A 22,893-nucleotide genomic window follows, 5' to 3' on the forward strand; every position below is an offset into this window, starting at 1 on the left:
AAAAAATTAAAGTTTGTAATAGTTGTCGCTATTCAGACAAGAAATTTACAACAATATTTAGTGCAAATAAAAACTTCACTTTATTTAATAGATTGAACTACTGCCTTTGGTGCTTCTTTACGAGACCCATCGAATCCATCAATACCACTTACCGTTGTATACTTTAACACATACTTTTTACCTGGATTGATAATTCTATAAGCCGCCTGACACATTAATGTTGCCTCATGGAATCCGCAAAGAATTAACTTTAATTTTTCCGGATAGGTATTCACATCACCAATGGCGAATATACCTGGTATATTAGTTTGATAATTAAGAGAATTATCAACTTTAATAGCATTCTTTTCAATATCTAATCCCCAATTTCCAATAGGACCTAATTTTGGCGATAATCCAAATAATGGAATGAAATGATCTGTTTCTAATTGTGTTTCTTCACCATCTTTAGTTATGGTAACAGCTTCCACCTTATCTTCTCCATGAATAGCAGTAACTTCGGCAGGTGTAATTAAATTAATTTTACCTAAAAGTTTTAGTTCACTTACTTTTTCAACAGAATCTAAAGCCCCTCTAAACTCATTACGTCTGTGGATTAATGTTACTTCGGAAGCTACATCAGTTAAAAAGATACTCCAATCTAATGCTGAGTCTCCTCCTCCTGATATGACCACTTTTTTATCGCGATAAATTTCCGGATCTTTAATAATGTACTCAACACCTTTATCTTCATATTTTTCAAGTCCATCGATGCCCGGCTTTCTTGGTTCAAAAGACCCTAATCCTCCCGCGATAGCTACAACAGGCGCGTGGTGTTTTGTTCCTTTATTGGTGGTTACAATAAACGAACCATCGTCTTGTTTTTCGATGGTTTCTGCACGCTCACCTAAAGTAAATCCTGGTTCGAATTGCTTACCTTGTTCTAACAAGTTTTTTGTTAAATCACCAGCCAATATTTCTGGAAAACCTGGAATATCGTAAATTGGTTTTTTAGGATAAATCTCCGAACATTGTCCACCCGGCTGAGGTAAAGCATCTATTAAATGGCATTTAAGCTTTAATAAACCAGCTTCAAAAACCGTAAATAACCCAGTTGGTCCCGCACCTATAATAAGTATATCTGTTTTAATCATTTTATGACTTTTTAATAACTATCTTTTTTCTATTAATCCTTTAGTGAATTCGTTTAGTGTTTCCACTTTTTCCTCAAAATCACCTTTTATTGTTTTTCTATATTCGTTTAAATTTTTCACCAAATCGTCTACATTTTCCGGTATAACATCCTCAAAAAATTGACGCAATCTTTTTGCTGTGGTTGGCGACTTCCCATTAGTTGAAATAGCAACTTTAACATTCCCTTTGGTTACAATACCTCCCATATAAAAATCGCAATAGGGTGGGTTATCGGCCACATTGACTAAAATACTTCGTTTTCTACAATGCTTATGCACCTTAACATTAACCTTAGGCTTATCGGTTGTTGCAATTACAATATGTTTCCCTTTTAGAAACCGTTTATTGTACCTACTTTTTATAAGCTTTACATTTCCTTGTTTAGCCAAAGACACCGTGCCTTCTCTAAACATTGGTGACACCATGGTTACATGGGCATCCGGACTCGATTTTAATAAGAACGTTAATTTTTCTTCAGCCACATTTCCACCTCCAACAATCAATACGTTAAGGTTGCTTAGCTTCAAAAAAATAGGATACAAATTATTTCTTTCCATGCTTACCACTTCTATTTACTGGTTACTCACAGCCTTACAAATTGACGACAACTCGACACGTTGTTTAACCACTTCCCCAATCACGATAATCGCTGGAGACGATAATTGCTTTTGTTGAACAATAGCTTGAATGGTGCTTACTGTTCCTATACCAACATTTTCATCTTCTCTTGTACCATTTTGAATCACAGCCATTGGTACATTCTGCTTATTTTCTTTTGAAAATACTTCAACAATTTCAGCTAATTTGTGCATTCCCATCAAAATAACCACTGTGGCCGTTGATTTTGCTGCTAATGGCACGTCGGCTGACAATTTGTGATGCTTGGTTGTTCCAGTAATAACCCAAAAACTCTCCGAAGCACCTCGTTTGGTTAAAGGAATTCCTTGATAGGCTGGTACTGCAAGTGCCGACGATATACCGGGCACCACAAAAGTTTCCAACCCGAATGGTTTTACAAAATCAATTTCCTCGGCGCCTCTTCCAAAAATAAATGGATCACCTCCTTTAAGTCGCACCACATGTCCTTTCTCTTGAGCCTTTGCAACAATCAACTCATTAATTTGATCTTGCTGAAAAGCATAGCATCCCTTACGTTTACCCACAAAAATTAACTCAACACCAGACTTAGCATATTTCAGTAAGTCTTCGTTGATAAGCGCATCGTATAAAATAACATCAGCCGATTCGATAGCTCTAATACCTTTTAAGGTTATTAATTCTATATCTCCTGGGCCTGCACCTACAACTGTTAATTTTGGGGTTACACTCATTATTTATTTTTTATACCGCTTGCCTATTAAGCTCATTTTGTTCTTCTCTAAATGCTTTAACACGTTGTAAAAAGGTATTTGCATTTTCAATATATTTTGCTGCAAATGCCTCGGTAGGAGCAAATTTATTGATTTGATATATTAAATCACTAAAAGATTGTCCTAAATCGATTTTACCTGAAGTTACAAATAATTCATCAAACTGACTTATAATGCCTGCATGGGTATTTGTTTTCTTGTTTTCAGCCAGCAATAATGCCTTCGCAGAATTCACTAAAGAACTGTATGCGTGATATATTGCTGCAGAATACACCTTATCATTAAATGACACTTGTGCATTTTCAATTTTCTCTTCACTTTCTAAAAATAAGGTAGCAATTAAATCGATCACAACACCAGCACACTCTCCAATACCAATTTCCTTTTCATACTTCTCTTCAGAACCCCAATCGATAAAATCTTCCTGAGTTAAATTTGAAACATCCTGAAGGTCATTTAATAAATCGTAAAAATAACGATCGCCAGTTTCTTTATAGTAAGCTACAAATGGTTTACCATTAGCATTTGCTTCGTAATCGTTTAAAATTCTGCGTAAAGCTTCAGGGCCTCTTCGACTTGGCACCTTTACCACTTTATCGGCAAATACTCCGTTACCATCACCCAAATTGCCTCCTCCTAAAAGCACTTGTAATGCCGGTGCAACTAATTTATCTGGCGTACGAACTGACATCCCTTGAAAACCAATGTTTGCCATGTTATGCTGCCCACAAGCATTCATACAACCACTAATTTTTATAACTACGTCATCGTTATTTAAATACTGCGGATACTCTGCTTTTATAACACGCTCTAACTCGTCGGCAATACCTGTACTACTGGCAATTCCTAAATTACAAGTATCTGTACCTGGACAAGCCGTAATATCGACTGCCTTGTTATATCCAGCTTCAACGAAACCTAATTTTTCCAATTCAGAATAAAAGAAAGGTACTAGTTCTTCTTTTACAAATGGAATTAAGATATTTTGACGTAATGACAATCGAATTTCACCAGCAGCATAATGTTCAACTAAATCGGCTAACAACCTCGCTTTATCGGTATAAAAATCACCTAACAACACTTTTATTCCAATCGCTACATATCCTGCCTGTTTTTGTGGCACCAAGTTGGTGGCTTTCCAAGTTTCAAAAGCTTTTTGATCTTTAATTTCAACTTGTGGAATCTCCGTCACCTCAACGGGCGTTGATACTTCATAAGCATCGGCATCGATAGCCACAGATTTAAACTCAATAGCATTTTGTTCTTCATCAACCAATGCTCTAAAAGCTTCTAATCCGATATCTTTAATTAAGAATTTCATACGCGCTTTGGCACGGCTTTTACGCTCGCCATGACGATCGAAAATTCTTAATACCCCTTCCATTATAGGTATAATTTTATCGGTTTCAACAAAATCGTAAAGTACATCGGCATGACGTGGCTGCGAACCAAGTCCTCCACCAATCATCACTTTAAACCCACGTATACCCTCTTTTGTTTTTGCAATAAAACCTAAATCGTGCAAGTACGATAATCCCGTATCTTCATCAGACGATGAAAAAGACACTTTAAACTTACGTCCCATTTCCTGACAGATAGGATTTCTCAAAAAGAAACGAAACAAAGCATCTGCATAAGGAGACACATCGAAAGGTTCGTTTACATCGATACCAGCTGTTTCACTTGCAGTTACGTTACGTACTGTATTACCACAAGCTTCTCTTAAGGTTACCTCATCGCGCTCCAATTCTGCCCAAAGTTCAGGCGTTCTGTTTAAATCCACATAATGAATTTGAATATCCTGACGCGTTGTAATGTGCAAACGTCCGCGTGAATATTCATCAGACACATCAGAAATTCGACGTAATTGCTTACTCTTAACTTTACCGTAAGGCAATTTAATACGAATCATTTGAACCCCTTCCTGACGCTGACCATAAACACCACGAGCTAAACGCAGACTTCGGAATTTCTCTTCGTCAATCTTCCCATTATTGAACAGCTCGATTTTTTTAGCTAATTCAATAATATCCTTTTCTACAATGGGATTTTCTATTTCTGTTCTAAAACTTTGCATAATAGTTAGTTATTGGATAAAGCAGTTAATTACTGAATAAAACCTGCTCCAACCGTATTGTTTGTTTGAGTATCAATTAAAATAAAAGAACCATTCGTTCTGTGATTTTTAAATTGATCGTAAAAAATTGGTTTATTTAATTTAAATGTTACTGAAGCAATATCGTTAACTCCTAAACCAGTAACATCGTGATCGATACCAGAATAATCTGGATGAATTTTATGATTAATGCGATCGACCTTTGCCAACACCTTATTTACACCATGCTGAACTATATACTTTCCTCCAGGCGTTAACTGATTTGAATCCATCCAACACACATTAGCTGTAAATTGTTTTTCAATAGTTGGTAAATCGCCTTCCTTAACAATCATATCCCCACGACTTACATTAATATCGTCTTCTAAAGTTATGGTTACAGACGAACGTCTTGAAGCTGTTTCGTATTTCTCATTGTAGAAATAAATATCTTTAATTTTAGATCTGGTTTTTGAAGGAAGCACAATGACATCATCTCCTACACTTAAGTTTCCTCCATACACCTTTCCTGCATAACCTCTAAAATCGTGAAAATCTTCCGTTTTAGGACGAATAACATATTGCACTGGAAAACGCGGTGTACCAACATTAAATATATCAGCTTTATTTAATTGCTCTAAATGCTCTAATAAAGCTTCACCTTTATACCAAGGCATTTTATCAGACTTATTAACAACATTATCACCTTTTAAGGCACTTACCGGAATGAAGGTAATTTTTTGATCTTGGTAATCGCGCTTACTCATTAATTCTTCAAAATCGGCTTTAATTTTATTATAAACCTCTTCAGAATAATCAACTAAGTCCATTTTATTAATAGTAACCACCACATCTTTAATTCTCAATAAATTATTGATAAAAAAGTGACGATTGGTTTGCTCTATAACTCCTTTTCTAGCATCAATTAAAATAATAGATGCCTGAGATGTAGAGGCTCCAGTAACCATGTTTCTGGTATACTCCACATGCCCTGGAGTGTCTGCAATTATGTAACTTTTCTTTTTGGTTGAAAAATAAATATGCGCCACATCAATAGTAATACCCTGTTCTCTTTCGGCAACTAAGCCATCGGTTGCTAAAGAAAAATCTAAGTAATCATACCCGCGTTGCTTACTTGTTTTTTCTATAGCCTCTAACTTATCTGTGGTTAAAGATTTAGTATCATACAGTATACGTCCGATAAGGGTACTTTTCCCGTCATCTACACTCCCTGCTGTTGCTATTTTTAATACTTCCATATTATTTTATACTGATGGCTAAGACCTAAGTCTTGCCTAATTTTTAATTCGATTTAATGTTCTGCTGATTAACTTCTGATAGATATCTTAGAAATACCCTTGCTGTTTACGTTTCTCCATGGCAGCTTCCGAACGCTTATCGTCTATACGAGCACCACGCTCTGATATAGTAGATTCTCTAATTTCTTCCACTACCTTTGAAATGGTTGTAGCATCAGACAATACGGCTGCTGTACAACTCATATCCCCTACGGTTCTAAAACGCACCAACTCCTCGACAACTTCTTCATGATTATCTCTGTAAACCACTTCGTCATCTGCAGACCAAATCATACCATCTCTTAAGAACACCTTACGTTTATGCGCAAAATAGATAGATGGTATCTCTATATTTTCTTGTTCGATATAAGACCAAACATCTAATTCTGTCCAATTTGAAATGGGAAATACACGCACATTCTGGCCATGCTCGATTTCGCCATTCAACATATCAAATAATTCCGGACGCTGATTTTTTTCATCCCACTGACCGAAATCGTCACGTACCGAGAAAATACGCTCTTTAGCTCTTGCTTTTTCTTCATCACGACGTGCACCACCAATACAGGCATCAAACTTAAATTCTTCAATCGCATCTAAAAGCGTGGTCGTTTGTAGCATATTTCTACTGGCATAACGTCCAGATTCTTCTTTTACTTTTCCTTGATCGATAGAATCTTGTACATTACGAACAATTAATTCCAGACCTAATTCTTCAACAAGACGATCTCTAAACTCTATAGTTTCAGGGAAGTTATGACCGGTATCAATATGCATCAAAGGAAACGGAACTTTAGCTGGATAAAAGGCTTTAACTGCCAATCTTACCAAAGTAATTGAATCCTTTCCTCCAGAAAATAACAGTACAGGTTTTTCAAACTGTGCTGCGACTTCTCTCATAATATAGATTGCTTCGTTCTCTAATGAGTTGATATGTGATGTATCCTTATTCATTTTATTTTTTTATCAATTTTTAAACTTAAGCGTGTAAACCACACTCTCTGTTCGCTAGTGCTTTTGTTGGATCGAAATATTTAAATTCATTTGGTAAACTGTGGTCTTCCAGATAAGTATCTAAATCGGCATCAGACCAATAATAGAAAGGACTCACCTTTAAAACGCCATCTTTACTTAGGCTAAATATACCAATACTATCTCTAAAAGCTGTTTGTCCCTGACGCAAATTTGTAAACCAAACCTCTGGTTTATGCTCTTCCATAGCACGTTTAAAAGGCTCCAATTTTACCTGTTCGGTAAATAAAGCATGCTCCGGAGCATCAACGTTTGGTATTCCCATAACCACATCTCGGTGCGCCGCCGTTTGCTTAGGAACATATAAAAAGATATTTAAATTTAAATCCTTTATTACTTGCTCTGCATGTTTATATGTTTGCGGGGTATTATACCCCGTATCGCACCATATTACTGGTATGTTTGATTCAACTGCGCTTACTGCATGTAAAATTGAAGCCTCGTAAGGTCTGAAATTGGTGGTTACAACAGCCTCTTGACTTAATTCGAATGCTTTCTGAATAATTTCTGAAGGCTTAGCTTCTTTATAAAGTTTATTTAACTCGTTTATGTTTTCTTGTGTAATCATCTAATTATTATTTACCCCATTTAATTGAATTCCAGATGCGCTCGTGAAAAAAGTAAAGTACCATTTTAGTTACCAATTCTACTGAACCTATTGAAAAAGCCAAGGTGAGCTCTCCGGTTATGAACCATGAAATTAGAATAGTATCTAAAGTACCAACGGTTCTCCAGCTTAAAGATTTCACTATACTCCTTAACGGCTTTTCCCCAGTACGGTCTTCATTATAAGTAGACTTTTCTTTACCTTTAAATAGCATCTGTCCAATCATTTTATTTAATTTACATTAATCCTATCAATTTAATAGGGATTACAAATGTAAAACATTTTATCGCAAATAAAAGTTAAAACTTAACTTTTTAGGATAACAGCAATCTTTTTCAGTTTAACTGAAAATATAAAATTAAAATCTAGATTATTTTAAGAATTTTTAATCGAATTTTAAATCGACAAATCCTCTAATGTAGTATTTCTAAATACTTTAAGTGTACTATCTCTTACCTGAATCATTAATTTATGAACACTGCATTGATGTTCATCCGGGCAATCATCACACTTTTCGTAGAAGTTTAAACTCACACAAGGTACCATAGCAATAGGACCTTCTAACACACGCATGACATCGGTCATTAGTATCTCTGATGGTGGTTTGCGCAGATAATAACCACCATGCTTTCCTTTTTTAGAACCTAAGATTCCGGATTTACGTAAGGTTAACAAAATACTCTCTAAGAATTTCTGAGGAATATTTTCACCTTTAGCTATTTCACCTACCTGAACAGGAGAATCACCTTCTACCCTTGCTATGAAGGTAAGCGCTTTAAGTCCGTATTTAGTTTTTTTAGAAAGCATGGTGCTAATATAACTAATTTAATGCTTGGCGCAAATCATCAATAATATCATCTACATGTTCTAATCCAGCAGATATACGCACCGACCCGTCAGTAATTCCAACAGCCGCCTTTACTTCTGGCTCTACTTTAGCATGGGTGGTACTTGCAGGGTGTGTAACAATAGTTCGTGTATCACCTAAATTAGCCGATAATGAACACATTTTTATATTATCGAAAAATGCACGTCCGCCTTCCACACCACCTTCCACTTCAAAAGCCACAATACTACCTCCTAAACGCATTTGCTTTTTGGCAACATCGTATTGTGGGTGCGACTTTAAAAACGGATACTTTACCCATTTAACCTTCGGATGGCTTTCTAAAAATTCTGCTATTTTAAGTGCATTTTCACAATGTTTTTCGGTTCTTACGGCTAAGGTTTCTAAAGATTTGGATAAAACCCAGGCATTAAAAGGACTCATACAAGGTCCCGTAAGACGAGAAAACAAATAAATTTCTCTTATTAATTCCTTTTTACCAACGGTCACACCTCCTAGTACACGTCCTTGTCCATCCATTAATTTTGTTGCTGAATGAATTACAATATCAGCACCATGTTTAATTGGATTTTGCAAATAAGGGGTTGCAAAACAATTATCTATTACTAATAGAATATTATGCTTTTTACAAATGGCACTTAAAAATTCTAAATCAATAACATCAACACCAGGGTTAGTTGGCGTTTCAGCGTATAAAAATTTCGTATTCGGCTTTATTAAACTTTCAATTTTATCAACCTCATTGATATTAAAATACGAACACTCGATATTCCATTTTGGAAAATACTTTGTAAACAATCCATGCGTTGCGCCAAAAACCGAACTACAAGATACAACATGATCTCCTGCATCTAATAAAGTAGCAAAAGTTGAAAATACCGCTGCCATACCGCTGGCAAATGCATAACCACTCTCGGCACCTTCCATAGCACAAACCTTATCTACGAATTCGTTTACATTTGGGTTGCTATAACGACTATATAAATCACGTTGTTTTTCTTCAGCAAAAGATGCACGCATTTCTTCGGCATCATCAAACACAAAACCCGACGTTAAATACAGGGGCACTGAATGCTCGGAAAACTGCGATGTTTCCGTTTGAGTTCGTATTGCTAAAGTTTCAAATTTTTTACTCATTACATTTTATTTTAACCTCCTAAAGGTTCAATTCTATTTTAATTTATATGTTTTGACAGTCTTAATATATCACCAAACACACCTCGTGCGGTAACCTCTGCTCCTGCTCCGGCACCTTGAATTACAATGGGTTGCTCGCCATAACTCTCAGTAAATATCTCAAAAATAGCATCTGAACCTTTTACATGACCTAAAGTACTATCTTCTGGAATAGATACCAATTTCACTTCCAGATTTCCTTTGTCCTGAGATAGATCACCAGATAAATCACCCACATAACGCAATACGTGACCTGCTTTCTGATTATCTTTTATAGCCTGAAATTCTTCATCTAAAACATCTAACTGACTTAAAAATTCTGGCACTGAAATGCTCCTGTAGGCTTCAGGAATTAAATTTTGAACAGCAACATCTTCAAATTCGTTCTGTAAATCCAATTCTCTGGCAAGAATTAATAATTTTCTAGCAACATCATTTCCTGAAAAATCTTCTCTAGGGTCTGGTTCTGTAAAGCCTTTATCAATGGTTTCTTGAACAATAGCACTAAATGGTTTATCCTGAACAGAAAAATTGTTAAATAAATAACTTAAAGTACCAGAGAAAACACCGCGAATTCTAGTAATATTTTCGCCTGATTCGTGTAACAACTTAATTGTATCAATCAATGGTAAACCTGCACCAACAGTGGTTTCGTATAAATATTGCTTATTATGTTTTTCTAACTCAGTTCTTAATTCCGTATAGAATTTATGCGATATAGTATTAGCAATTTTATTTGATGACACTAAATCGAATCCAGCTTCAACTAGAAGCACATAGTTATCATGAAAATTAGGACTCGCTGTATTATCAACGGCTATTAAGTTCTCTAAATGATTGTTCTTAGCAAACGCAATGATATCTTCAACAGAACTATCTAACACAGAGGTTTTAATATCTTCTTTCCAGGTAGTTGTCACACCTCTTTTATTAAGAAGTAACTTTTTAGAATTTGCAATAGCAAAAACATTTAAGTTAACACCTTTACGTTTTTCTATATCGTCTTTAGATTTTAAAATCTGATTAATTAATGCACCCCCAACACCTCCATGCCCAAAAATGGCAATATTAATCTTTTTAGAAATTCCGAAAATCTCACCATGAATCACATTCAGTGCTTTATGAAGCTCCCCTTTTCTAACTACCAAACTAACATTCTTACCAGTAACCGTATTATTAAATAACAACGGTGTAATTTGATTTTTAATAAGAGCATTAAAAGGTTTATGGAATGAACTTAATTCGATACCGACAATTGAAATTACAGATACATCATCATCTACAACTCCAATTTTATTCACATCTTGAGAATAAAAATCGTTCTCAAATTCACGCTCTAATGCTATAACAGCTTCAGTTGCTCGGCTAGCATCTACTATAAAACCAATACCACGCTCTGAAGAACCTTGAGAAATAATACTAACACTAATATCCTTTTTAGCTAAAGCACCAAATATTCTCGCATCTACACCACTTTTTCCTAATAAACCACGTCCTTCTAAATTCACTAAAGCCATATTATCTAAAACAGATAAAGACGTCACTTCTTTTGAATTTGGCTTAGCTGTAATTAAAGTACCTTCATCATTAGCATTAAAGGTATTTAAAATACGTAGGTTGATATTTTTTTCAACTAACGGAATTATTGTTTTCGCATGTAAAACCGTGGTTCCAAAATTTGCTAATTCATTTGCTTCACCAAATGATAACTCACGTATTTTTTTTGCGTCTTCAACTAAATCAGGATTAGCTGTGTAAATACCATTAACATGCGTATAGTTTTGCAACTCTTCGGCATCTAAATAATTAGCCAATAATGCCGCCGTATAATTACTCCCGTTTCTTCCTAAGGTCGTAGTTTCATTTTTATCGTTTGAAGCAATAAAACCAGTTACAACATTTACTACACCAGCTCCAGTATTCTTATAATAGTTCTTTACATTATCCTTTGAAAGCTTTGATATGGGCTGTGCATTACCAAAATTCCCATCTGTTTTTATTAGCTCTCTGGAATCTACAGGAACCGCTTTTACACCATGGTCGTTTAATAAGCCAGCTATTAATTTCACTGAAAGTAATTCCCCTTGAGCGAGAATTTCATCTTTCGTTTTCTCACTATAATCACCAAGCAAGCTTACTCCCTCAAATAATTTATCAAGTTTGGCAAATTCCTTTGAAAAATCGACCGTTTTCAACGGTTCCAACTGATATGCTTTAAATTTCTCTAAAGCATCTTTATATTCTTTTCCGTTTAGTGCCTTTTCTAAAATAGCTTCTAAATCGTCTGTGGATGATCCCCTAGCTGAAACGACTACAGTTATTTTTTCTCCTTCATTAACTTTATTTTCAATGATTGATAGTACTGTATTTAACCCATCACCATTTGCTAAAGATTTACCTCCAAATTTTAATACTTTCATTCTTCTTTTTTTAGAATCCGGCACAAAGATGCCTTCTATAATTTTCTCTAATTGTTCATATTCCATTAAAAAGGCATCATGCCCGTGCACCGAATGTATTTCTCCATAAGTTACATTCGGATTAGTTAAAGCCAGCTGCTTATGTGTTTCTCGATTTTCTTCAGCCGTAAAAAACAAATCAGAATCGACACCTACAATATGAATATTACTATGAATATTTTCTAAGACATTAAAATCGGACGGTCTGTTTTTTGTAACATCAATCGATTTCAACAACTGATTCATAAGTTTATATGCCGATAACTGGAAACGCTCCTGTAACTTATTACCATGATGCAACAACCAGCTTTCTACATTAAAAATTTCCAACTCTTCATTCTTAGACCGTTGGAATCGTTCTTTAAATGATTCTGGTGTACGATAACATAACATAGCATGCATACGAGCATCGTGCACTGGATTTTTAGAATTTAATAAGAATTGCTCCTGAATCTGGCAGTTTGCAATTAACCAGTCAGTAGATTTCCAGTCGGTCGCTACTGGAATTAAATTTTCCGTAATATCTGGACTTAGTACGGCCATTTCCCAAGCAATACCTCCACCAAGAGAGCCACCAACAATAGCAAAAAGTTTATCTATATTTAACTCCTTTAAACCAATTAAAAATATTTTTGCTACATCGCGCGCTACAAAATCCTTATAGTTTTCAATAATAAATCCATCGAAACCATTCCCGGGAATATTAAAGGATAAAACAGTATAAATAGTGGTATCTATAACCTTATCATCGCCAACCAAATCTTTCCACCAACCATCTTTTCCTGCCACGTTACTATTTCCTGTTAATGCATGATTAATGAGCACCACGGGAGCCGTACCTAACGCTTTTCCAAAGACCTGATAACTCAGTTTTATTTCTGGGTTATTAACTCCGCTTTCGGTTACGTAGTTCTTTATTACAATATGTTGCAATTCTGTTTTCAATTCAATTAATAATTTTAAATATTTTGAAAAGCCTGCTTTAAATCGGCCTTTAAATCTTCTACATCTTCCAATCCAACAGACAATCTAATTAAATCTGCCGATACACCAGCAGACAACTGTTCTTTTTCAGTTAATTGCTGATGTGTTGTGCTTGCGGGATGAATAATTAAAGACTTCGTATCACCTATATTAGCCAATAATGAAAATAATTTTGAATTATCGGCAATAGCCTTTGCAGCATCAAAGCCTCCTTTCGCCCCAAAGGTAACAATTCCGCTTTGTCCCTTAGGCAAATAAACATCAGCTAATTTTTTATATTTACTAGATTCTAATCCAGGATAATTAACCCATGCAACTTCATCCTGCTTTTCTAACCAAGTTGCTATTTCAAGCGCATTCTCACAATGTTGTTTAATTCGTACCGGAAGGGTTTCCAGACCTTGAATGATTTGAAATGCATTAAACGGACTTAAAGCACCTCCAAAATCTCTTAAGCCTTCCAATATTAATTTAAAAGTATAAGATGCTGCGCCCAACGTTTCGTAGTATTTCAATCCATGATATCCCTCCGATGGCTCTGTAAATTCTGGAAATTTACCATTAGCCCAATCAAAAGTACCTGCATCGATAATGGCTCCTCCTAAAGAAGTTCCTTGACCTCCTATATATTTTGTTAAGGAATGAATTACAATATTCGCACCATGTTCAATAGGATTTAATAAAGCAGGTGTTGCTACCGTATTATCAACTATAAATGGCACACCTGCGGCCTTAGCATGGGCAGAGATAGAACGTAAATCCAAAACATCCAGTTTTGGATTCCCTAAGGATTCCACAAAAAATGCTCTTGTATTATCTTGAACAGCCGCTGCAAAATTATCAGGATTATCGGCATCAACGAACGTTGTTGTAATCCCTAACCTTGGCAGTGTTACTTTTAACAGGTTATAGGTACCTCCGTACAGACTGGAAGATGCCACAATATGGTCACCAGACTTTAACAAGGTTAACAACCCTGTAGAAATAGCGGCCGTACCAGAAGCAAAAACTACAGCTCCAACTCCACCTTCAAGCGCAGCCAAGCGGTCTTGTAAAATCTGGTTAGTAGGATTATTTAATCGTGTATAAATAAAGCCTAATTCTTTTAATGAAAATAAATTTGCCGCATGATCGGAATTCTTAAAAACATATGAAGTTGATTGATAAATAGGAACTGCTCTAGTGTCTCCATTATTTGCAAAATCGTGACCTGCGTGCAACGCGTTTGTAGCTAGTTTGTGTGTACTCATTTTTCTAAGTTTTTAGTTAACAATAAATAAACCAAAAGTCAAAAACACCCTTACTTCGATGTTATGCTTACTAGAAAAATGTTATAAGAATTTAAATTACCTTGGTAATTTCCTGTAGTTATCTATCCAAAAATTCTAATTTTTATTTAGAATTGGGGTAGAATTTAGCACCTTCTTTACAGGTAAAGGGTTGCTAAGGCTTCATTGGGTCTAATCCCTCCGCCTTTCTTGATAACATTTCAATAAGTTTTTGAACTTTGTAAGTGCAAATATTCAGTTAGAATTTTTAAAATTCCTAATTTTTAACAAGAAATTTTTAAAATTTTAAGTCTAGGTTTCCCAAAACCTACATGTTAATGCTTATTAAGTTGTCGCTTTTTAAATTTATTCTGAATGATTAAATCAATAGGCTGATTTTGTATTTTAGACTCTAACCAGGAGATTATATCTAAATATAAGAATGCCCGACTTTGATAGGGGTCATTCTCAAATTCTTTCAGTTTTTTATGCAGTTTGATGAATTCATCTCGCACTTCATGTGGATATATATCACCAAGACCTCTTAAAAATTTAATAAATTCCTTCTGCACTTCATACAAGTCCTCCATTTTAATTAAAAACTTATAAGTACTTCTTATAAGCACATCTAAATTATAATCCATGCCCGCTTCATAATGCGCAACTAGATTTAAGATTCGCGAAAAACACAATAAATCCTCCCGCATTTGTAAAGACTTATTACTTATAATTTTTTCTAAGAAACAAATACATTTTCTATTATCCCCAGCCCCAAAATACATACTTGCGATCTTATAATAGAAAACCATAATATGATGCTCATCAATGCGGTCGCTATAATTTTTCAAACGTTCTAAAACCTCATCAATTAAGGGTACCCCCTCTTTAAAACTTCCCTCAATAAAATGCAAATTGAACTTATTATTATAAATAAACAAGAAACTTAAGCCATCAATATTATCATCAAAAGGAAACCATTTTTCCTTAGTAACACATTCTAATCTTTCTAAAGACTCTTTAAATTTCTCATAATGCCTTAAATAAAATAATGCCTCTAATAAGTAATGATTACCACGTAAAAAGAATACCGGATTTAGAATAATCATTTCGCGGTTTTCAAAAAACAAATCAACTAACTTACTCGCATATTTATAACAGGATAAAAAATCCAGCGTTAAAAAACTATACCACAGATAAGCCTTGTAAAGCCAAAGTTTTTCTCGAAACCCTAAGGTATGTATATCATATTTTGGTAATCTAGCATTAAAGTATTTAATAACACGTTGACTCTCTTTATCATTTTTTACATAGCCCGTTTTTAAAAATAATCCGTAAAGTTGAAGCGATAAATTTGACAACTTACTCGCTAACACATTATGCTGACTTAATTCTTTAGCTTGAATCGACAACTCATCGGCGCGATTACTTAGACTTCGAGTAATATATTGCGATTCTATAATCTTTTCAAATTCCACGATTTCATAAGCCACATTTTTCTCTTCATTTGAAATAGCCAAATTTTTAGCCTTATCTAATATTTTTAAACTTTGCTTATAGAGCCCCTTGTGATATAAAATTGTTGCGAAATCTAACTGCTCACGGATTTGTATGCGTATTGTCTGGTGGGACGGATTTAAGCGCAAACTAATTAAAATTTGCTTATACAAATGCGCCTTTAAATTAGAAAGCTGTCCCTTCTTAACAATACCCTTTTTTAAAATCGCGGCTTCATCGTAAGTATTTAATTTATCGAGAATATTAAATAAAGACAAGAATTTAGAATCCTCATTTACTCCTAATCTTCCTACATAAAGTTTAAACTGACGCTTTTCAGACTTTGAAAGCGATTTAACCAATACAAACAAATTATCTTTTTGTTCTTTTGTCATAGTTCCAAAACCGATATTAAATTACTGATATTCAGTTATTTAATTAAATTACTAAAGAGTTAAACATCGTAAAAAAACGTAATACTATTATCCTTTTACGAAACCAAAATATACATTCGTATTACAAAAAGAAAATTTATTTTATTAAATGTCTAATACTAACGTACAAATTTTTGACACTACGCTTCGCGATGGCGAGCAAGTCCCTGGTTGCAAACTAAATACTGAACAAAAATTAATCATTGCCGAACAGCTTGATAATTTAGGTGTTGATATTATTGAAGCAGGATTTCCTGTATCAAGTCCTGGAGATTTCAAATCGGTAGAAGCCATTTCTAAAGTTGTAAAACATGCAACAGTCTGTGGTTTAACACGTTCTGTTGAAAATGATATAAAAGTGGCTGCCGAGGCTTTAAAATATGCCAAAACTCCAAGAATTCATACTGGAATTGGAACTTCAGAGTCTCATATAAAATTTAAATTCAAGTCTAATCAAGATGATATTATTGAGCGTGCCGTAAAAGCGGTAAGCTATGCTAAATCGTTCGTTGAAGATGTCGAGTTTTATGCAGAAGATGCTGGTAGAACCGATAACGAATATTTAGCTCGAGTTTGTGAAGCCGTAATTAAGGCGGGAGCTACGGTATTAAACATACCTGACACGACTGGATACTGCTTGCCAAGTGAGTATGGCGCTAAAATAAAATACCTTAAAGAAAATGTAAAAGGTATAGATAAAGCAATATTATCGTGTCACTGTCATAACGATTTAGGTCTTGCTACTGCCAACTCTATAGAAGGCGTAATTAATGGTGCGAGACAAATTGAATGTACCATTAATGGTATTGGAGAGCGTGCCGGAAATACAGCTTTAGAAGAGGTGGTTATGATTTTAAAACAACACCCATACCTTAACTTAGATACTAGAATTAATACAGAAATGCTATATGGCATTAGTCAACTAGTATCAGACAACATGGGTATTTACACGCAACCAAACAAAGCTATTGTAGGCGCTAATGCTTTCGCCCACAGTTCTGGAATCCACCAAGATGGAGTTATTAAAAATCGTGAAACATACGAAATTATTGACCCTAAAGCTGTTGGAGTTACCGAATCTGCTATTGTTTTAACCGCAAGAAGTGGAAGAGCCGCTTTAGCCTACAGAGCAAAAAATGTTGGATACGAATTAACAAAACTTCAATTGGATGAAATCTACCAAAACTTTTTAGAATTCGCCGATAAGAAAAAAGAAGTTGATGATAATGACATCCACAAAATAATTGAAAGCAGTAAACTATACAAAGAAATTGTATCTGCTTAAAACCATAAATATATGAAGTTAAACATAGCTGTTTTACCAGGTGATGGCATTGGGCCAGAAGTTACTGCACAGGCTGTAAAAGTCCTGAAAGCGATAGCTATGGAATTTAACCATGTATTTACGTTTAACTATGGATTAGTTGGCGATAGTGCGATAAAGAAAACTGGCAACCCATTGCCTCAAGAAACCATAGATATTTGTGAAAAAGCAGATGCGATTTTATTTGGCGCGATTGGAAATACAGCGTACGACATCGACCCGAATGCTCAGATAAGACCAGAACAAGGTTTGTTAAGGCTTCGTAAGTTGCTTGGTTTATATGCTAACATACGACCTGTTATTGCTTATGAAGATTTATTAACAAAGTCGTCTTTAAAGAAAAGCCAGATTAAAGGCACGAATATCTTAATTTACCGGGAGCTTACAGGTGGTATTTACTTTGGAAAGCAAGCCTTAAGTGAAGATGGCAATACAGCCTCCGATGTTTGTGAATATCATCGTTATGAAATAGAACGTATCGCACATTTAGCATTTAAAGCAGCGCAATCTAGAAAACACAAAGTAACCTTAGTCGACAAAGCTAATGTTTTAGAAAGTTCGAGGCTTTGGCGTCGTGTTGTTCAAGAGGTGGCTAAACAGTATCCTGATGTTACTTTAGACTATCAGTTTATTGATAATGCCGCTATGGAACTCATTATAAAACCAAAACAATTTGATGTAATTTTAACTGAAAACATGTTCGGAGATATCCTTTCTGAAGAAGCCAGCGTTATTGTTGGTTCTATCGGATTATTGGCTTCAGCATCTTTAGGTGAAAATCATCAAATGTTTGAACCTATACACGGTGCTTATACAAAAGCAGCAAACAAAGGTATTGCAAACCCGATTGCTTCTATTTTATCGGCAGCTATGTTATTAGATCATTTTGGCTTAGACGATGAAGCTGATTTAGTTAGAGAAGGTGTAGACAAATCGTTGAAACTTCACATAACCACACCAGATTTAAATACGAAGTATGATAACATTTCAACCACTAAGGTAGGTGATTTCATTGAAGATTTTATTAACAATCCCGATGAAACAAATTTAAACTTTACCAACATACATTTAGGACAATCTACGATTATATAAATTATTTGAGTTAGTCACCAAAATACATCTTTAAATTGTCCTTAAAAGCGCATTATTTCTAATGCGCTTTTTCAATTTTATAAAAATAACAAGTCACCCGTTTAAACATCAAATAGCCTAGTTACAGAAACTTACAGCTCGGTTTAATCTGGAAACTTATTTCTTATTTTATCCAAACATAAGTTATGAATACTACCCTCATGCGTGTGCTTTTTTGAAGTATCAGGCACATAAGTTCCATCCTGAACTTGCCCACCAATTTTTTGATAAGCCTCTCTAAAAGTTTGTCCCTCTACCACAAGGGTGTTAATATTATCTACAGTAAATAAATATTTATATAAATCGCTATTAATATCAATATCTTTAACAATAACTTGCTGAATGGAGTAATTGAAAATATCTAAAATATCTTTTAATTCTTCAAACGCAGCGATCATGTTTTCTTTTAACAACTGATAATCCCTGTGATAACCACTTGGCAAATTATTGGTTATTAATACCATTTCACTTTGTAAAGCTTGAATTTTATTACACTTACCACGAATCAATTCAAAAACATCTGGATTCTTTTTATGTGGCATAATACTACTTCCGGTCGTTAATTCATCTGGGAAAGACACAAATCCGAAGTTCTGACTCATATACAAGCATGTATCCATTGCAAAACGCGCCATCGTATTAGCCAAACTACCTAAGGCTGCGGCAATAGTACGTTCATTTTTTCCACGTCCCATTTGTGCTGCAACTACATTGTATTTTAATGTAGCAAAGTTCATTTCGCGTGTAGTAAACTCCCTATCGATAGGAAACGAGCTTCCATAGCCTGCAGCAGATCCTAATGGATTCTGATCTACTGTTTTTATTGCTGCATCTAATAAAAACACATCATCAATCATGAGCTCGGCATAGGCTGAAAACCACAAACCAAAAGATGATGGCATGGCCACTTGTAAATGTGTATATCCAGGTAATACTTTTTCTTTATGTTCCTCGGCAAGCTCTAATAAAGTATTGAAAAAGGTTTTTGTTTTTTCTTTAATCAATGCTAAATTTTCCTTGTAATAAAGATGACAAGCCACCAATACTTGATCATTTCTAGAACGTGCTGTATGGATTTTTTTACCCACATCACCAAGTGTTGCTGTAAGTTCATATTCTATTTTAGAATGTACATCTTCAAATTGCGAATCAATTACAAACTCACCAGCTTCAATTTCATTTTCTAAAATTTGCAATCCCCCTAAAAGCTGCTCCAATTCTATGGTTGTTAAAATACCAATCTTGTGTAACATTTTAGCATGAGCTTTCGAAGCTAAAACATCATATTTAGCGATATGAATATCTATTTCTCTATCATTTCCAACAGTAAACTGCTCTATTTTTTTATCAATTGATATGCCTTTATCCCAGAGTTTCATTTTCTTGACTTTTTATATGTTTGACTGTTGAATAATTAAACAATAACACGATTTAATAATTCAACATATATTTTAATACCTTCTTCAATTTCGTTTAAATAAATAAACTCATCTGCTGAATGGGAACGCGTACTATCTCCAGGGCCGAGTTTAAGAGATGGACAAGATAACACGGCTTGATCGGATAAGGTGGGCGAGCCATATGTTGTTCTTCCCATGGCAATACCTGCTTTTACTAAATCATGATTCATAGGAATAGAAGACGAATTTAATCGTAAGCTACGCGGCTTTATCTTTGTACAAGGCGATTTATCTTGTAATATTTGAGCAATTTCAGCATTTGAATAGGCATCATTAACGCGAACGTCTATTACCAAATTTACATCTGCCGGCACGACGTTATGTTGTGATCCCGCCTTAATTTGCGTAACGGTTAATTTCACATCGCCCAAAGCTTCAGAGCCCTTTTCAAATTTAAAATCTTTAAACCACTGCAATACTTCAATGGTATTGTAAATCGCATTATTATCGTTAGGATGTGCTGCATGACTTGGAGTACCTTCAACCACAGCATCAAAAACAACTAAGCCCTTTTCAGCCACCGCTAAATTCATAAGTGTTGGTTCTCCAACAATAGCGACATCTATCTCAGGAATTAAAGGAAGCATACTATTTAATCCATTAGGACCACTACTCTCTTCTTCGGCAGATGCTACAATTACTAAGTTATATTTTAAATTTTCATAGTTATAAAAGTGGGTAAATGTTGCTATTAAAGATACCAAACAACCACCGGCATCATTACTTCCTAAACCATATAATTTACCATCTTCAACAATAGCTTTAAAAGGATCTTTAGTATAACCACTATTTGGCTTCACAGTATCATGATGTGAATTAAGTAACAAGGTTGGTTTCGTTTCATCAAAAAACTTATTTACAGCCCAAACGTTATTTTTCGTGCGTTTATAATCAATTTTATACTGTTTAAACCATGTTTCGATATGCGCCGCCGTAACATCCTCTTCCGAAGAGAAGGACTGGGTTTCTATTAATTGCTTTAATAGATTAATGGCTTCATTTGTTAATTTTTCTTGCGTCATCTTATAAAGTTATGGTTGTAAAATTATCATTTTCCTGAGTTAACATAGCTGTATTTCCCATGTTAATTGTTTTTACCCCATTATTTAAAGCATCGAAACAATTCTCTAATTTCGGCAACATCCCATCAGCAATTACCCCTTGTTGTAACAATTCCCTGTAAAGCTTAGTATCAATATGTTTTATAACTGAATTTTTATCGTTTATATCTTTTAAAACACCATTTAATTCGAAGCAATAATAAATCGAAGTTTCATAAACCTGACTCATCCCTACTGCCAGTTGTGATGTAATGGTGTCGGCATTCGTGTTTAATAATTGCCCATTCCCGTCATGGGTAATAGCGCAAAATACCGGAGTAAAATCGGCCGAAATTAATTTATCAACAGCCTTGTAATTCACTTTTTTAACGTCTCCAACAAATCCGAAATCAACCTCTTTTATTGGTCTCTTGTCAGAAAGAATACTATTGGCATCAGCTCCCGTTAGCCCGATGGCATTCACTTCTTGAGCCTGTAATTTAGCTACCACATTTTTATTTACCAACCCACCATAAACCATAGTTATAACTTCTAGTGTTTCGGCATCAGTAATACGACGACCATTTAACATTTTCGACTCTATGCCTAATTTAGATGCGATATGAGTGGCACGTTTTCCGCCACCGTGAACTAATATTTTCTTTCCTTTTAAATTAGAAAACAACTGTAAAAAGGCATTTAAAGCTGTATCATCTTCGATGATGTTTCCTCCAATTTTGACTATAGATAATTTTTCTTTAGGCATTTTCTAATAGTTTTTTCAATACTAACTGCGCTGCATAGGTTCGATTATTAGCCTGTTGAATAACGATTGAATTATCACTATCTAAAACAGCATCTTCAACTATAACATTTCTTCTTACTGGTAAGCAATGCATGAATTTGGCATCACCTAGTTTTTCTTTCGTAATCATCCAATTCGGGTCGGTATTGATAACTTTACCGTAATCTTCATAACTGCTCCAGTTTTTTACATAGACAAAATCGGCGTCTTTAAAAGCTTCTTCCTGATTATGAACAATAGGCGTATTTCCCGTAATTTCAGGGTTTAAATCGTAACCTTCAGGATTGGCAATTACAAAATCGACATCCATTTTCTGCATCGCCTGTGTAAAACTATTGGCAACAGCATGTGGTAGTGCTTTAATATGTGGAGCCCAGCTTAAAACCACTTTAGGGCGCGGCTTTGTACAATTTTCTGAAATAGTAATCGCATCGGTTAACGCCTGTAAAGGATGTCCGGTAGCACTTTCCATATTTACAATCGGTACCGAAGCATATTTTTTAAAGGCACTTAACACCTGCTCACTTTCGTCTTTTTCCTTATTTGTTAAAGTTGGAAATGCTCTTACAGCAATAATATCACAATATTGAGACACAACTGCTGCAGCTTCCTTAATATGTTCGGCAGTATTACCATTCATAATAGTACCATCGGTAAACTCAAGCCCCCATGCATCACCTGAAACATTCATTACAATAGGGTCCATCCCTAAATTTAAAGCAGCCTTTTGAGTACTTAAACGCGTACGCAAACTTGAATTAAAAAACAACAAACCCAAGGTTTTGTGCTGCCCTAACCCTATATTTTTTAAAGGATTAGACTTTAATAATTTTGCTTCCTCAATCCAAGAATTGATGTTATCTATATCGTGTATGGAGGTGTAATGTTTCATTTGT

Annotated in this window: 19 protein-coding genes and 1 riboswitch; of the genes, 2 read left to right on the forward strand and 17 right to left on the reverse strand. The window is 34.9% G+C overall.

The annotated features are described in order from the left end of the window. Window positions 1–80: 80 nt before the first annotated feature. The 13 genes from H611_RS0106900 to H611_RS0106960 all read right to left on the reverse strand — a co-directional run bounded on the left by H611_RS0106900 (window position 81) and on the right by H611_RS0106960 (window position 16,198). Window positions 81–1,133 (reverse strand): NAD(P)/FAD-dependent oxidoreductase, encoded by a 1,053-nt coding sequence (locus H611_RS0106900; protein WP_027137665.1) that lies wholly within the window; start codon window positions 1,131–1,133, stop codon window positions 81–83. Between the two features lie 18 nt (window positions 1,134–1,151). Further along, a complete protein-coding gene (locus tag H611_RS0106905; protein WP_027137666.1) occupies window positions 1,152–1,730 on the reverse strand; it encodes a precorrin-2 dehydrogenase/sirohydrochlorin ferrochelatase family protein in 579 nt (192 codons plus the stop codon). A gap of 15 nt (window positions 1,731–1,745) precedes the next feature. Continuing rightward, entirely contained in the window at window positions 1,746–2,504 is a 759-nt protein-coding gene (gene cobA / locus H611_RS0106910) for a uroporphyrinogen-III C-methyltransferase (RefSeq protein WP_027137667.1), read from the reverse strand. A gap of 10 nt (window positions 2,505–2,514) precedes the next feature. Continuing rightward, complete coding sequence (locus H611_RS0106915; protein WP_027137668.1) at window positions 2,515–4,620, reverse strand: HEPN domain-containing protein; 2,106 nt, start codon at window positions 4,618–4,620, stop codon at window positions 2,515–2,517. 29 nt (window positions 4,621–4,649) lie between these two features. Further along, window positions 4,650–5,897, reverse strand: coding sequence for a sulfate adenylyltransferase subunit 1 (locus tag H611_RS0106920; protein WP_027137669.1), 1,248 nt, complete (start codon window positions 5,895–5,897; stop codon window positions 4,650–4,652). Between the two features lie 87 nt (window positions 5,898–5,984). Beyond that, window positions 5,985–6,890, reverse strand: a complete 906-nt coding sequence (gene cysD, locus H611_RS0106925; protein ID WP_027137670.1) for a sulfate adenylyltransferase subunit CysD — start codon at window positions 6,888–6,890, stop codon at window positions 5,985–5,987. A 25-nt stretch (window positions 6,891–6,915) separates the two neighbouring features. Next, window positions 6,916–7,536, reverse strand: a complete 621-nt coding sequence (locus tag H611_RS0106930) for a phosphoadenosine phosphosulfate reductase domain-containing protein (RefSeq protein WP_027137671.1) — start codon at window positions 7,534–7,536, stop codon at window positions 6,916–6,918. Between the two features lie 7 nt (window positions 7,537–7,543). Continuing rightward, window positions 7,544–7,789, reverse strand: a complete 246-nt coding sequence (locus H611_RS0106935) for a DUF2061 domain-containing protein (RefSeq protein WP_157515091.1) — start codon at window positions 7,787–7,789, stop codon at window positions 7,544–7,546. Window positions 7,790–7,971: 182 nt separating this feature from the next. After that, window positions 7,972–8,382, reverse strand: a complete 411-nt coding sequence (locus H611_RS0106940) for an RrF2 family transcriptional regulator (RefSeq protein ID WP_027137673.1) — start codon at window positions 8,380–8,382, stop codon at window positions 7,972–7,974. 13 nt (window positions 8,383–8,395) lie between these two features. Next, on the reverse strand, window positions 8,396–9,559 hold the full coding sequence (locus H611_RS0106945) for a trans-sulfuration enzyme family protein (protein ID WP_027137674.1): 1,164 nt from the start codon (window positions 9,557–9,559) through the stop codon (window positions 8,396–8,398). Window positions 9,560–9,597: 38 nt separating this feature from the next. Beyond that, on the reverse strand, window positions 9,598–13,002 hold the full coding sequence (gene thrA / locus H611_RS0106950; RefSeq protein ID WP_027137675.1) for a bifunctional aspartate kinase/homoserine dehydrogenase I: 3,405 nt from the start codon (window positions 13,000–13,002) through the stop codon (window positions 9,598–9,600). A gap of 14 nt (window positions 13,003–13,016) precedes the next feature. Continuing rightward, the gene (locus H611_RS0106955) at window positions 13,017–14,291 is read right to left on the reverse strand and encodes an O-acetylhomoserine aminocarboxypropyltransferase/cysteine synthase family protein (protein WP_027137676.1); all 1,275 of its coding nucleotides are present in this window, start codon (window positions 14,289–14,291) and stop codon (window positions 13,017–13,019) included. A gap of 115 nt (window positions 14,292–14,406) precedes the next feature. After that, window positions 14,407–14,529: riboswitch (SAM riboswitch) on the reverse strand. A 115-nt stretch (window positions 14,530–14,644) separates the two neighbouring features. Further along, window positions 14,645–16,198, reverse strand: coding sequence for a hypothetical protein (locus H611_RS0106960; RefSeq protein WP_027137677.1), 1,554 nt, complete (start codon window positions 16,196–16,198; stop codon window positions 14,645–14,647). A 148-nt stretch (window positions 16,199–16,346) separates the two neighbouring features. Between H611_RS0106960 and H611_RS14100 the strand changes: the two genes are divergently transcribed. Together H611_RS14100 and leuB are read left to right on the forward strand one after the other, a co-directional pair. Next, a complete protein-coding gene (locus H611_RS14100; protein ID WP_084158162.1) occupies window positions 16,347–17,522 on the forward strand; it encodes a 2-isopropylmalate synthase in 1,176 nt (391 codons plus the stop codon). A gap of 12 nt (window positions 17,523–17,534) precedes the next feature. Continuing rightward, the gene (gene leuB, locus H611_RS0106970) at window positions 17,535–18,653 is read left to right on the forward strand and encodes a 3-isopropylmalate dehydrogenase (RefSeq protein WP_027137678.1); all 1,119 of its coding nucleotides are present in this window, start codon (window positions 17,535–17,537) and stop codon (window positions 18,651–18,653) included. Between the two features lie 143 nt (window positions 18,654–18,796). Here leuB and argH read toward each other — a convergent pair whose 3' ends face one another. The 4 genes from argH to H611_RS0106990 are packed head-to-tail and all read right to left on the reverse strand — an operon-like array spanning window position 18,797 to window position 22,889. Continuing rightward, window positions 18,797–20,071, reverse strand: coding sequence for an argininosuccinate lyase (argH, locus tag H611_RS0106975; RefSeq protein WP_027137679.1), 1,275 nt, complete (start codon window positions 20,069–20,071; stop codon window positions 18,797–18,799). A gap of 35 nt (window positions 20,072–20,106) precedes the next feature. Further along, on the reverse strand, window positions 20,107–21,174 hold the full coding sequence (locus H611_RS0106980) for a M20 family metallo-hydrolase (protein ID WP_027137680.1): 1,068 nt from the start codon (window positions 21,172–21,174) through the stop codon (window positions 20,107–20,109). 1 nt (window position 21,175) lies between these two features. Beyond that, window positions 21,176–21,958 (reverse strand): acetylglutamate kinase, encoded by a 783-nt coding sequence (gene argB / locus H611_RS0106985; protein ID WP_027137681.1) that lies wholly within the window; start codon window positions 21,956–21,958, stop codon window positions 21,176–21,178. Beyond that, window positions 21,951–22,889, reverse strand: a complete 939-nt coding sequence (locus H611_RS0106990; RefSeq protein ID WP_027137682.1) for an N-acetylornithine carbamoyltransferase — start codon at window positions 22,887–22,889, stop codon at window positions 21,951–21,953. The genes argB and H611_RS0106990 overlap by 8 nt, the downstream gene beginning before the upstream one ends. Window positions 22,890–22,893 lie beyond the last annotated feature (4 nt).

Source organism: Gaetbulibacter saemankumensis DSM 17032, assembly GCF_000425645.1.
GTDB classification, from domain to species: domain Bacteria; phylum Bacteroidota; class Bacteroidia; order Flavobacteriales; family Flavobacteriaceae; genus Gaetbulibacter; species Gaetbulibacter saemankumensis.